Genomic DNA, 12,837 nt, shown 5'->3' on the forward strand with positions numbered 1-12,837 from the left:
AATACATCACTACACTCGAGAATTTACTATGGCAAAGTTAAGCGACATTATTCAATGGTGTGATCACACTTTAAAAGCACAGGAGTTTAAAGATTACGCACCTAATGGTCTGCAAATTGAAGGCAAAGCTGAAGTGAATAAAATCTTATGTGCGGTTACTGCCTCACAAGATGCGATTGATGCAGCCATTGCTCAAGGCGCAGATTTACTCTTAGTACATCATGGCTATTTTTGGAAAGGCGAAGCTTACCCGATTACAGGTATGCGTGGTAAACGCATTAAAAGTTTGATTCAACATGATATTTCTTTGGTAGGTTACCATTTACCTTTAGATAGTCACCCCACTTTAGGCAATAATACTGCAATTGCTGATCTTTTAGAACTTGAAAATATCGAAGCACTTGATCCATCAGAGCGTCACCCTATTGGTAATATCGGTTATTTAAAAACACCAATGTCCCCAGAAAGCTTTAAAGCGTTACTGACCCAGCGTTTAGGTTTTAATACCATTCATTTAGCAGCAGATAAAACGAGCATACAAAAAATTGGTTTTTGTACCGGTGGTGCACAAGACTTTATTCATAAAGCTGCCAGCCAAAAGTGTGATGCCTATATTTCAGGTGAAGTCTCAGAACGCACTTTTTATGAAGCACAAGAATTAGACGTACACTATTATGCCTGTGGGCATCATGCGACAGAACGCTATGGTGTGCAGCGTCTAGCCCAAGCCTTAAGCGCCGAATTTGGCATCGAAACGGTGTATTTTGAATTGAATAACCCGATCTAATCTTTTATTTTTATTTATCTGTATAAATTCAGGCTTTATTGTGTATTGTTATTAAAGATCAATGCGCCATTTGGTCCAGAATCGATTACAATAACCACACTTTTTAATCTCAAAACCCAGCATTAGCAAGGAATTGAAACATGACAACGATTACTTTACCGGCTCTTCCGTACGGTTACGAAGATCTTGCTCCACACATCAGCAAAGAAACTTTAGAATTTCACCACGACAAGCACCATAATACTTATGTTGTTAACTTAAACAACTTGATCAAAGGTACTGAACTTGAAGGTAAAACTTTAGAAGAAATCATCAAAGCGTCTGCTGGTGATGCCTCTAAAGCAGGTATCTTCAACAATGCTGCACAAGTTTGGAACCACACGTTCTACTGGAACTGTATGGCTAAAAACGGTGGCGGTGCTGCAACTGGCGCGTTAGCTGCTAAAATTGACGAAGCGTTCGGTTCTTACGAAAAATTTGCTGAAGAGTTTGCTGCTGCTGCAACAACTCAATTCGGTTCAGGTTGGGCTTGGTTAGTTGCTGACGAAGTAAACGGTAACTTATCTATCCTTAAAACGTCTAATGCTGATACACCAATGGCTCACGGTAAAGTTGCTGTATTAACCATCGACGTTTGGGAACACGCTTACTACATCGATTTCCGTAACGCACGTCCTGCATACATCAAAACTTTCCTAGAAAGCCTTGTAAACTGGGATTACGCGAACGCGAAATATGCCGGTCAAGAAGCTGGTGTTGAAAAATAAGTTTTATTTTTCAGTGTAAAAAATCACCCGCTTTAGGGTGATTTTTTATTTTTTGTTTAAAAATAATGCAAGCAATTCATTTATATTAAAAAATTATTGACCATCTAGAAAAATTCTCTATAATCGCTCTCAGATTCTCCAATAGCTCAGTCGGTAGAGCGACGGACTGTTAATCCGCAGGTCCCTGGTTCGAGCCCAGGTTGGAGAGCCAAGATTCTTAAAAAACCCACTCTTTGCAGTGGGTTTTTTATTGACTAAAGTTTCACAATATTAAAAATACTTTAGATTTAAACCACTTGCTTAAATTTAAATCATTTAAAAGCAATTTAACTGATTTTTTAAAATTCTCACTTGACCCCTTTTAAAAATTCTCTATAATCGCTCTCAGATTCTCCAATAGCTCAGTCGGTAGAGCGACGGACTGTTAATCCGCAGGTCCCTGGTTCGAGCCCAGGTTGGAGAGCCAAGATTCTTAAAAAACCCACTCTTTGCAGTGGGTTTTTTATTCTTTAAAATATATGCCTGTGCCCTAGTTTTTATCTAATTTCAAACAATCTGCTTGTTTTTAAAACAGTTATGATTTTTTTAACTTAAATAACTTGACGCCATAGCAATTTGCTTTATAATCGCCTGCAGATTCTCCAATAGCTCAGTCGGTAGAGCGACGGACTGTTAATCCGCAGGTCCCTGGTTCGAGCCCAGGTTGGAGAGCCAAAATTCTAAAAACCCACTCCAATTGAGTGGGTTTTTTCTTATGTGTGATTTATGCAAGTATTCAGCTTAACGCAAATCATCTTCTTTATGATTGGCTGCATGGCAACATTGGCCTTGGTGTTGCTTGTGCTTCGTCGCCCTGCTGCACCCCAAAAACCTAAAACCTATTATCCTAAAAAAGTCATTACCAATTTTGAAAGTAAACTTTTCTTTCAACTCAAAGCCGCTTTTCCAGAACCCAACTATTATATTTTGGCGCAAGTCGCATTTACTGCTTTAATTACCAGTCAAGATATTCAGGTTAGAAATAAATTTAATCGCAAAGTCACGGACTTTGTGGTGCTAAATAAGCACTTAGAAGTGCTGGCAATTATTGAACTCGATGATCCTAGCCATATAGGCCAAGAAGCACGCGATGCTGCACGTGATGCAATGTTTCATGATGCTGGCTACCGTGTGATTCGTTATACCGCCATTCCATCGGTACGCCAGCTACAAAAAGATCTTAAGGCTTAGGACTGGCTTCTGAAGCGGCTTTTTCTGCAGCTTCACGCGCGGCAATACGATCTAAAATTTCTTGCTGCTGTTTTTGATAAGCTTGCTGATTTTTAGCATCACTCTTAATCGCAAAAAATGCCACTGCCACCAATAAGACCGGAATGATTAAACCTAGACTTGCCAGTAAAATAACTTTAGGCGTTAAACGTTTGCTATTTGTCGACATCAATGACACTCCATAGCGTTAAACAAAAATAGGCGCATCATTCTAGCAAGCCCAGTTAGCAAAGCAATGAAAAAAGCCGACCTCATGTCGGCTTGTCTATTTTAGAGATTTAAGTTGAGCTGCTGCAAGACGTTGCTCAGCGTGGCTTGATGATCCACATCTGCTGTGACAGAGGACATACGCCATGCAATATAACCATCTGGACGCACTAAAATCGCGCCATTGTCATCTATTTCAGATTTAGCCTGCCATGTGGCATAGACATCACGATAATCACGCGAACCAATCTGAATAACATCTAAGTAGTCTAGGCCTAAGGCTTGTACGGCTTCACGCCACGCTTTACCCGACAATCCTGTGATCAAAGTAAAGCGACCTTTCCCTGTGATATCTAGCGTGGAATGTTTACGTCCTTTGCGATCGACCAACCACGTATGTGGAATTTTGGCGCCTGGTCGCGTGGTGGCTTGTAAATACAGTTCTTGATCTTTGACAAAGACTTCTTCAGATTCATCAGCAATCACAGCCGATGATTGATAACGTTGATTCAGCTCTACCCCTTGGGCATTAAACTCATGATGTTTAATTTCTAGAGCTTGATAAAGCTGTTTACGTATTTTTGCTGCTTCTTCAGTTTCTGCAAAAATACGTTCTAACATTTGCGCTTGGGTTTGAATACCTTGATCAAAACCAAAAACCTGTTTTAAATATTTATAGTCAAAGCGTGATTGATTAGCACGCGCTACAATTTGTTTACCTACAGGTGCACGTTCATCACTATAGGATTGCAATAATTCAGGTTGTGCCCAGCCTTTCACCGCATAAGCCAATTTCCAAGCTAAATTAAACGCATCTTGCATACAGGTATTTGAACCTAAGCCACTTGATGGTGGATGACGATGCACCGCATCCCCCCCACAGAAGACTCGACCCTTTGAATAATGAGTGGCATAGGTTTGATTAACATACCAATATGAGAGTTTTTCAATCTCTAAATCTTCAACATGTGCACCCACAAAAGCATCTAAACGCGCTTGCACTTGCTCTGTGGTGACTTGTGGCTCGCCTTGGCTAATATCAAAGCCCCAACCCATAATCCATTCATTCCATGGGCTAATGGCGCGTAATAAGCCCATACCAATCTCACCAAAGCCCGCTTCAGGATTAACAATCCATTGTAAAATTGCCGGACGATGCTGCACATATTGGCTTAAATCAGCTTTAAAGGTCACATATACCGTACCTGCACGCGACATGACACCTTCTAATGGCAACTCCAACTCCTCAACCACTTTAGAGCGCGCGCCATCCATACCCACCAAATATTTGGCACGTAGACTAAATTCAGTATGGGTAATTTTATTTAAGAACCGTGCAGTAACACCGTGTTCATCTTGTTCATGGGATAAATATTCGGTATTAAAATTATAAATCGCGCCACGCTCGCCGGCATTTTTCACCAACAAGGCTTCCATTTTGGGCTGAATTAAATCAATTAATGGACATGGGCTGCCTTTTAAATAGTCGCCATAACGTTCATCACCTGTTCCCCAAGCGCTCATACGAGCAATTTCTTCTCCCACCAAACTGGTGGTAATTAGACTCTCGCCCATTTCGTGCCACGGCGTAGCAATTTGTTTGGCTTGCTCTTCGACCCCCAAATCACGCAGCACTTCCATGGCACGTTGATTGGTAATATGCGCACGGGGACTGTTGGCCAGCCAATTAAATTGGGTAAACAGTTGAACTTTGATGCCATAGGTGGCCAAAGCCAAACCTAAAGTTGAACCTGCCGGTCCTGTGCCAATCACCAAAACGTCGGTGTCATAATGCGCTGCCATGTGCGACTTCCTCTTACAGCAAGGGCTTAAATTGATGCCTCAGTATAAAAACTGTCTATCATGCTGCAAGGCATATAAGTTTTGCCTATAGACGCCTAGATTTTCCCTATACTTTAGGAGGATTGTTGTTTACATTAAATCGGCTAAAGATTCACAGGGCTCAACGATGGAACTGCGTCATTTACGTTATTTTGTGACTGTGGCAGAAGAACACAGCTTTACCAAAGCCGCGCAAAAATTATTTACCACCCAACCGTCCTTAAGTCAGCAAATTAAAGATTTAGAACAAGAAGTCGGAGTGCAGTTACTCGATCGCTCTGCTCGTCAAATTAGCCTAACCCAAGAGGGGCAAGCATTTTTAAGCTATGCACAAGCTGCATTAGATAATGCTCATTTAGCCATTGCCGCAGCACGCCAAGTGGCGCAGCAAAAACAGAATCAAATTCATATTGGTTTTTTAAACGTGGCAGAAATTAAACTCATGCCGCAGCTGTTGGCCAAGCTGAAACAGCATATGCCAAGCTTGCAATTACATATTCAAAGTTTGACCTGTTTAGAGCAAATCCAAGCCTTAAAAAATGCTGAACTCGATTTAGCTTTTACTCGTTATCAGCTAGATGAGGCTGAATATGCGCATCATTTAATTTTACAAGAACCTTTGTATTTGGTGGCATCACAAAAACTGTATCCACACCAGCAACCCATGTCTAAAAAAACTCTCCAGCGCCAAACGTTAATTTTATGTGAACAAACTGCCTCACCTGTGCTGTATGAAAAAATCCAACAGCACTTTGATTTCGAGCAGATGCAAAAACAACAATTGATGTGGGTGACCAATGTTTTACAGCATATTAATTTAATTAATATGGGCTTTGGGTTTAGCTTTTTACCCGAATACGCTTTAAAATTTTTAAATCAGGATATCGTTACGATTAAAACTGAGTTTGCCTTACCGCAATTGGCACTCTATGCCAATTACCGTAAGGACTCAGCCAATCCAGCACTGGGCTTTATTTTAAAAGAACTACAAGCGCTTTAACGTGCTGGCATATGTTGCTGAATAAACTCCACCACTTCTTTATTTTTAAATACAATGGCTTGAGTATGCGTTGCACCTTCGACCAAATGCAGCTCGACCTCTGTACCTTTGGCGGCTAACTCTTCAGCCAACTGCTCAGTCACCACATAAGGCACAGCAGCATCCAGTTTACCTTGTACAATCATGACCGGCTTGGCAATGTATTGGGTTGCCGGTTGATTCTCTGCTAAAAAGGCAGCAATTACTGGATTTTGGTCAAAGTTTGGCGTTAAGCCCGGATAGTCTAAAACAGTTTTCCCTGGATTTTCTGCCACATATTGCAAAATATCTTGGGTAAAACGTGGGCCTAATTCACTTAAACATAAACCATTATCACCCGTAGTGCCTAAAGCGGCAGCTACAATTGGTTGGGAGCGCGACTCAAATACACTATTATAGTCAAAATCTGGCTTATAAGCTTGAATCCCTGTGGTGACATAGGCGGCATAAGACAATAACTCAGCATAACCTGCAGCTGCGGTGCCCTTTTCAACTAAACCCACACTTTCTGCTAAAAGCACATCTTTTAATAAGTTCGGAGCAATATGTTGAATGATATAGCCCAAACTTGAAGCAGGTGCAGCTGCCACTGCTCCCAAATAATGAGCATCTTGCTGGGCAAACTCAGCTGTAGCAAGTGAAGCATGCCCGCCTTGTGATTGGCCAATACTCATCCATGTACCTTTAGCCTCCTTCGCATAACGTTCTTGATAGGCTTTTTGTGCATAAATCGCCGATTTAGCTGCACTTTGTAAATGTAGATAAGGATGAATCCCTTTTTCACCTAACCCTTCGTAATCAGGTGCCACAATCACATAGCCTGCGGCCAATAAACTTTCAGCCAATATTCTAAAACGTGGATTGAGTTGATTATTACTTGGCGCACACTGATCGCCACTGCCCACCGTGCCATGTTCCCAAACCACCACACGCCAACCGTCCTTAGGTTTTGCTGTACGTGGCGTGAAGACCAAGGCAGAAGCTGTTACTGGCTGGCCTGTGACACTAGGCATGGTATATTTCATGACATTAATACGACTAGCCGCCAAAACACGATCATGCTGATAGTTGCTTTCACTCAGATAAGTGTCATAACGAGCCGCGCTATGGCTGTCATTGTCATCATTACATGCAGTTAAAAACAAGCTGCTACTACACGTCAGGGCAAGTAAGGTCTTTTTCCAAATTGACATTTTTTATTCCTAATTGATTTTATTGTTATGCCTTGTTAATTAAACATAAAAAAAAGCATCTGACTAGGATGCTTTTTAAAATTAAATCAGACTCAAGAAAATACCTAAAAAGAATATCAGTCCAACCCAGCGATTGTGCCTGAATGCCCAAAAGCACATCCCTGGTCGTTTATCTTTCGTTTTTGTCCATTGGTAAATAAAATCAGCCGCAATCACCAAGAGCGCAACTAAGCCAAATGGCATGAGTAAGTTTTCTAAATATAGAGCGCTGCTAAATAAACTGAGTGCCAGTGCTTGTAGTAAAGCAATGATTTGGATGTCATAACGTCCAAACAAAATTGCGGTAGATTTCACCCCAATCTTTAAATCATATTCACGGTCAGTAATAGCATATTGAGTATCATAGGCTACAGTCCATGCCAAATTACCAAAATACAGTAACCAACACGTTAAATCAGGGGTTTGTCCCACTGCAGTATAAGACATCGGAATCGCCCATGAAAATGCTGCGCCCAATACCACTTGTGGCAAATGGGTGTAACGCTTCATAAAGGGATAAACAAAAGCTAAAGCCAATGCCCCAAATGACCAATAAAAGGTTTCAATGGGTAAAAACAGTAGCATCAACGCACTCGCAAGTACCAAGCCTAAAAACACATAAATCGCTTCACGCGCGCGAATCACGCCTGTAGCCAAAGGCCGTGTTTTTGTTCGCTCTACCGCACCATCAACTTTACGATCAGCAAAGTCATTAATGGCACACCCTGCGGCACGCATAAAAATGGTGCCTAATATCATGGGAATAAGGATATTTAAGCTCGGTGTACCTTGATTAGCAATCCACAGCGCCCACATCATTGGCCAAAACACCAATTCGGTGCCAATCGGTTTATCAAAACGACATAAATAATAATAAGCGCCAATTCGCTCGCGCCAAGTGGTTGCGTGTACCATTGCCATATTGATTTCGCCTACTGCTTTTGAATAAAGTCATAAAAAGCGGGTAAAAAACTCTCTTGTACGATAAATTTACACCCATGCCAAGTATAGCAGCTCTGACGTGTCCAACCATCTTCAAGCCACAAGACACGGCGCTCACATTGAGGTGTGGTTCTTTGAAATAAGTACCAACCAATGGGTTTTTTACCAATATGTCGAAAAATACGCGCTTTTTTTTGCAAGCTTAAAATGGGAAAAATACTTTTGGCTTTGACCCAAGGCTGCGCATCTGAGCCATATAAATAGGCTTCTCGTACCCATGCCGTATGCTGATACGGCATCTGCAACCATTTGGCGTCCACAAAGCTCAAACGCGCAAAATGCTCATGTAACGGTTGCACCCGAAACTGCCCTCGCCCCAGTTGGGTGAGCTGCTGGGTTAAAGAACCTTCTGCATAAAGCCAAGCCTGAAGCTCGGCAGGTATTGGTAGTTTGGACATTAGGCTGTATCAGTTTTAGCAATCACTTTAAATTGACCTTGCGGTGTTTTAATTAAAATAAAACCTTCTGCACTTAAATAAAATTCTTGAGGATAGTCAAAATCTAAAGCCAGTTCAGGGTTTTTAAGCTCGACAAATTGCGCCTGTTTATAACCTTCAAGCGTACGCCCTAGTTCCAAATAGGTCACTTCTGAAAAATTAAGTTTAAATCCCTTGTCATGATCTTGTGGATCATTCCATGGGAAAAAGCCGGTATGTTTTTTACGTGGTTTTGCCATAACGCTTCAATTCTGGTGAAATCATTTGATCTTAAAGTAAATATACAAAAAACCCGCGACAAGCGCGGGTTTTTTTCACTTTTAATTCTAAAGAATTACAAGCTGTAGTACATATCAAATTCAACTGGATGCGTAGTGGTATTCAAACGACGCACTTCTTCAGTTTTAAGTTCGATATAAGCATCTAGCATTTCTTTGGTGAATACACCACCTTTAAGCAGGTAATCGTGATCCGCTTGAAGTGCTTCTAATGCCATATCTAGGCTATGTGCCACTGTTGGGATTTTCGCTTCTTCTTCCGGTGGAAGATCGTATAAGTTTTTGTCTGCAGCTTCACCTGGGTGAATCTTGTTTTGAATACCGTCGATACCCGCCATTAACAATGCCGCGAAACCTAAGTACGGGTTCATCATTGGATCAGGGAAACGTGCTTCAATACGCTTGCCTTTCGGGCTAGATACGTAAGGAATACGGATCGATGCAGAACGGTTACGTGCTGAGTAAGCCAACATAATCGGTGCTTCATAATGCGGTACTAAACGCTTGTACGAATTCGTAGACGGGTTAGTAATTGCATTTAATGAACGTGCATGTTTAATAATACCGCCAATGAAGTAAAGCGCCATTTCTGAAAGACCCGCATATTCATCACCTGCGAACAAGTTTTTGCCGTCTTTAGAAATTGACATATGCACGTGCATACCAGAACCGTTATCACCTACCATTGGCTTCGGCATAAAGGTTGCAGTTTTTGCATACTGGTGTGCAACGTTCCACACCGCATATTTAAACTGTTGAACTTCGTCCGCTTTACGAACCATGGTGTTAAAGCTTACACCAATCTCAAGCTGACAAGATGCAACTTCGTGGTGATGAACTTCAACGCGACCAGGACCCATGATTTCTTCAATTTTTGCACACATATCAGCGCGCATATCTTGTGAAGAATCTACTGGTGGTACTGGGAAGTAACCGCCTTTCACACGTGGACGGTGACCTGAGTTACCCGCTTCGTAGTCTTTACCCGTTGACCAAGCAGCTTCTTCAGCGATTAATGTATGGCGCGCGCCAGACATATCGATGTCCCATTTTACTTCGTCAAATACGAAGAATTCCGGTTCTGGACCGAAGAATGCAGTATCACCGATACCTGTAGATTTTAGGTATTCTTCAGCACGACGAGCAATCGAGCGAGGGTCACGTTCATAACCTTGACCAGTTGAAGGTTCAATGACATCACACGTCACAACAACTGTAGGTTCTGCAAAGAACGGGTCGATAAAACCTGTTTCTGCATCTGGACGTAAAATCATGTCTGATGCTTCAATGCCTTTCCAGCCAGCGATTGACGAACCGTCAAACATTTTACCGTCTTCGAAAGTATCTTCGTCAATACTGTCTGCTGGGTAAGTGACATGTTGCTCTTTACCCTTAGTATCCGTAAAGCGGAAATCGACCCATTTTGCGCCACTTTCTTCGATGAGTTGAAGGACCTTGTTCGCCATGCTCATTTTGCTCCGATGATTTTTTGTTGCACTCAACCGTGCGTGTTAGTAGTTGGCTGTTGTAAAGCAATTCCCATACCAACTTTTAAAAGCCATGCTAAAACGTTGAAATCTTTGCCAGGATACGCGATTTAAGCCAATTACTTTGCCGCTATTATACTGTGTAGACAGGGAAATGCACCATATTCAAACATGCTTGGGCGCAATTCTTATAAAACAACCAACACATGCTCTATAATAGTGCATTAACCTGCAAAACTCAGCAACTTCCGTACATTTTTCGAGCAAAAAATAGCCTGTATTTTTAGATTTATTAAGGATAGATTCAAATTGGGAAAGTTTTTTATCATCAATTGGTCTTAATTGTTTAAAACATCAACAATTGTTTTTATATAAGCGCATGATTTTAGAAAATTAGTTAAATTTTATCTTTGTTTTATATAAGAAAAAAACAATCTCTTTTACTTTTTAATAGCTTTTTCAGATGCTAAAACCAGATTTAATTCAGCACAATCTAGGTGCATTTTTAATTCTTGATTCGCTTAGGCGACTTAACAAATATTGATTAACTGCACTACAAAGTTCATTGTGTTGCCTTGATTTGAAGCATGCCTTGGCTTTGAGTGATCACTTGGTTGTGTGCTGAGCTGTAATCAAGTCGGTTAAGGCGCTTTTTAAAGCTTCAAGTTCAGTAAAATGCGGATGAGCTCGAAATAGTTCAGCAGAAAATGTAGATTTTTTGTTATGATGCCAATCGTCTTATTTTTCACCCAATCATTTTGGTTGATTCTTGAGATGAACTCTATATTAGGACAACTTCGCACAGTTAAGTGCATAATTTTTCAATAGGTTAAGCTCATGCTTTTAATGATCGACAACTATGACTCCTTTACTTATAACATCGTGCAATATTTTGGCGAGTTAAACCAAGAAGTAAAAGTAGTCCGTAATGATGCCGTGACGTTGGAAGATATCGAGCGATGGCAACCGAAGTATTTGGTCATTGGGCCAGGACCATGTTCACCGAGTGAAGCCGGCATTTCAATTCCTGCCATTCAACATTTTGCTGGCAAGATTCCCGTGCTTGGGGTGTGCTTAGGCCATCAAAGTATTGGACAAGCCTTTGGCGGCAATATTGTGCGTGCCAAACGCGTGATGCATGGTCGTTTATCGGATATGTACCATACCGATACTGGAATTTTCAGCAATTTACCCTCGCCTTTCTCAGCAACGCGTTATCACTCCTTGGTGATTGATCAAGCGACTTTGCCTGAGTGTTTGGAGGTGACTTGCTGGACCAATGAAGCAGATGGCTCCATGGAAGAAATTATGGGCGTTAAACATAAGACATTGCCGGTAGAAGGCGTGCAGTTCCACCCAGAATCCATCTTAAGTGATCATGGCCATCAAATCTTTAAAAACTTCCTTGAAAATTATGCAAATTGATTGAGCGCACTATGAATATTCAACAAGCCTTAAGTAATATTACTAAAAACATCCATTTAACTGATGCACAAATGCAAGATGTCATGCGTAGCATCATGTCTGGCGAAGCCAGCGATGCACAAATTGGCGCCTTTATGATGGGTTTACGCTTAAAAGGCGAAAGTATCGAAGAAATTACCGCTGCTGCGCGGGTGATGCGTGAGTTTGCGATTAAAATTGATGTATCTGATCTTGACTATTTAGTCGATATTGTCGGCACAGGCGGTGACGGTCAAAACTTATTTAATGTGTCTACTGCTTCAAGTTTTGTGATTGCTGCCGCAGGTGCCACCATTGCTAAACACGGTGGTCGCGGTGTATCAGGTAAATCAGGTTCTTCAGATTTACTTGAACAAGCAGGCATTCAGCTTGATTTAAATATGCAACAAACTGAGCGCTGCATTCGTGAAATGGGCGTGGGGTTTTTATTTGCACCCAATCACCATCAAGCCATGAAATATGCTGCTGGTCCACGTAAAGAGTTAGGCTTCCGTAGTATTTTTAACTTACTCGGCCCGCTCACCAATCCTGCTGGAGTCAAACGTTTTGTGATTGGGGTGTTCTCGCAAGAATTATGTCGTCCAATGGCAGAAGTATTGATGCATTTAGGTGCAGAGCACGTCATGGTGGTCCATTCACATGATGGTTTAGACGAAATTAGCCTCGCCGCTAAAACCTATGTGGCAGAACTCAAAGACGGTGAAATTTTTGAGTGGACCATTCAACCGGAAGATGTCGGTATTGAATCACAAACTTTAAGTGGTTTAAGCATTGAAAGCCCAGCCGATAGCTTAAAACTGATTAAAGATGCGCTCGCTAAGAAAAAATCAGCGATTGGCGAAAAAGCCGCCAACATGGTTGCGCTGAATGCCGGTGCAGGTCTTTATGTCTCTGGTTTATGCGTCAACTATAAACAAGGTGTGGCCTTAGCGCATGACATTATTTATGGTGGTCAGGCACTCGAAAAAATGGGCATCTTAGCCGAATTTAGCAAAACCTTAAAAGAATACGACGTTTAACAGGATG

The 12,837-nt window shown here is 41.5% G+C and carries 13 protein-coding genes and 3 tRNA genes; 9 read left to right on the forward strand and 7 right to left on the reverse strand.

Annotated features, from left to right (window positions below; translation table 11 throughout):
• The first annotated feature begins 28 nt into the window (after positions 1–28).
• From AC5YCI_RS04240 to AC5YCI_RS04265, 6 genes are all read left to right on the forward strand, one after another.
• Positions 29–787 (forward strand): Nif3-like dinuclear metal center hexameric protein, encoded by a 759-nt coding sequence (locus AC5YCI_RS04240; RefSeq protein WP_496128210.1) that lies wholly within the window; start codon positions 29–31, stop codon positions 785–787.
• 140 nt (positions 788–927) lie between these two features.
• Positions 928–1,554, forward strand: coding sequence for a superoxide dismutase SodB (gene sodB, locus AC5YCI_RS04245; protein WP_122899714.1), 627 nt, complete (start codon positions 928–930; stop codon positions 1,552–1,554).
• A gap of 135 nt (positions 1,555–1,689) precedes the next feature.
• Positions 1,690–1,765: transfer RNA gene (locus AC5YCI_RS04250), tRNA-Asn, on the forward strand.
• Positions 1,766–1,944: 179 nt separating this feature from the next.
• Positions 1,945–2,020: transfer RNA gene (locus AC5YCI_RS04255), tRNA-Asn, on the forward strand.
• A gap of 172 nt (positions 2,021–2,192) precedes the next feature.
• Positions 2,193–2,268: transfer RNA gene (locus AC5YCI_RS04260), tRNA-Asn, on the forward strand.
• A gap of 51 nt (positions 2,269–2,319) precedes the next feature.
• Positions 2,320–2,784, forward strand: a complete 465-nt coding sequence (locus tag AC5YCI_RS04265) for a DUF2726 domain-containing protein (protein WP_496128209.1) — start codon at positions 2,320–2,322, stop codon at positions 2,782–2,784.
• On the opposite strand, the gene AC5YCI_RS04270 is transcribed toward AC5YCI_RS04265, so the two are convergent.
• Together AC5YCI_RS04270 and AC5YCI_RS04275 are read right to left on the reverse strand one after the other, a co-directional pair.
• A complete protein-coding gene (locus AC5YCI_RS04270) occupies positions 2,774–2,992 on the reverse strand; it encodes a hypothetical protein (RefSeq protein ID WP_496128208.1) in 219 nt (72 codons plus the stop codon). The genes AC5YCI_RS04265 and AC5YCI_RS04270 overlap by 11 nt on opposite strands.
• A gap of 101 nt (positions 2,993–3,093) precedes the next feature.
• Positions 3,094–4,833 (reverse strand): FAD-dependent monooxygenase, encoded by a 1,740-nt coding sequence (locus tag AC5YCI_RS04275; protein WP_496128207.1) that lies wholly within the window; start codon positions 4,831–4,833, stop codon positions 3,094–3,096.
• Between the two features lie 166 nt (positions 4,834–4,999).
• On the opposite strand from AC5YCI_RS04275, the gene AC5YCI_RS04280 reads away from it, so the two are divergent.
• Positions 5,000–5,872 (forward strand): LysR substrate-binding domain-containing protein, encoded by an 873-nt coding sequence (locus tag AC5YCI_RS04280; RefSeq protein ID WP_496128206.1) that lies wholly within the window; start codon positions 5,000–5,002, stop codon positions 5,870–5,872.
• Here AC5YCI_RS04280 and AC5YCI_RS04285 read toward each other — a convergent pair.
• The 5 genes from AC5YCI_RS04285 to glnA form a co-directional block, all read right to left on the reverse strand.
• Positions 5,869–7,104 carry an alpha/beta hydrolase family protein gene (locus AC5YCI_RS04285; protein WP_496128205.1) on the reverse strand — a complete coding sequence of 412 codons (1,236 nt, stop codon included), beginning with the start codon at positions 7,102–7,104 and terminating at the stop codon, positions 5,869–5,871. The genes AC5YCI_RS04280 and AC5YCI_RS04285 overlap by 4 nt on opposite strands.
• Positions 7,105–7,185: 81 nt before the next feature.
• Entirely contained in the window at positions 7,186–8,064 is an 879-nt protein-coding gene (gene ubiA / locus AC5YCI_RS04290) for a 4-hydroxybenzoate octaprenyltransferase (RefSeq protein ID WP_496128204.1), read from the reverse strand.
• Between the two features lie 11 nt (positions 8,065–8,075).
• Positions 8,076–8,543: a chorismate--pyruvate lyase family protein gene (locus AC5YCI_RS04295; RefSeq protein WP_496128203.1), complete on the reverse strand. Its 468-nt coding sequence runs from the start codon at positions 8,541–8,543 to the stop codon at positions 8,076–8,078.
• On the reverse strand, positions 8,543–8,821 hold the full coding sequence (locus AC5YCI_RS04300) for a hypothetical protein (protein ID WP_496128202.1): 279 nt from the start codon (positions 8,819–8,821) through the stop codon (positions 8,543–8,545). Before AC5YCI_RS04300 ends, AC5YCI_RS04295 begins: the two co-directional genes overlap by 1 nt.
• Positions 8,822–8,916: 95 nt before the next feature.
• Entirely contained in the window at positions 8,917–10,332 is a 1,416-nt protein-coding gene (gene glnA / locus AC5YCI_RS04305) for a type I glutamate--ammonia ligase (protein ID WP_496128201.1), read from the reverse strand.
• An 852-nt stretch (positions 10,333–11,184) separates the two neighbouring features.
• Between glnA and AC5YCI_RS04310 the strand changes: the two genes are divergently transcribed.
• Positions 11,185–11,772 carry an anthranilate synthase component II gene (locus AC5YCI_RS04310; RefSeq protein WP_496128200.1) on the forward strand — a complete coding sequence of 196 codons (588 nt, stop codon included), beginning with the start codon at positions 11,185–11,187 and terminating at the stop codon, positions 11,770–11,772.
• Positions 11,773–11,783: 11 nt separating this feature from the next.
• On the forward strand, positions 11,784–12,830 hold the full coding sequence (gene trpD, locus AC5YCI_RS04315; protein WP_496128199.1) for an anthranilate phosphoribosyltransferase: 1,047 nt from the start codon (positions 11,784–11,786) through the stop codon (positions 12,828–12,830).
• Positions 12,831–12,837: the final 7 nt, after the last annotated feature.

Source organism: Acinetobacter sp. CY17, from assembly GCF_059515825.1.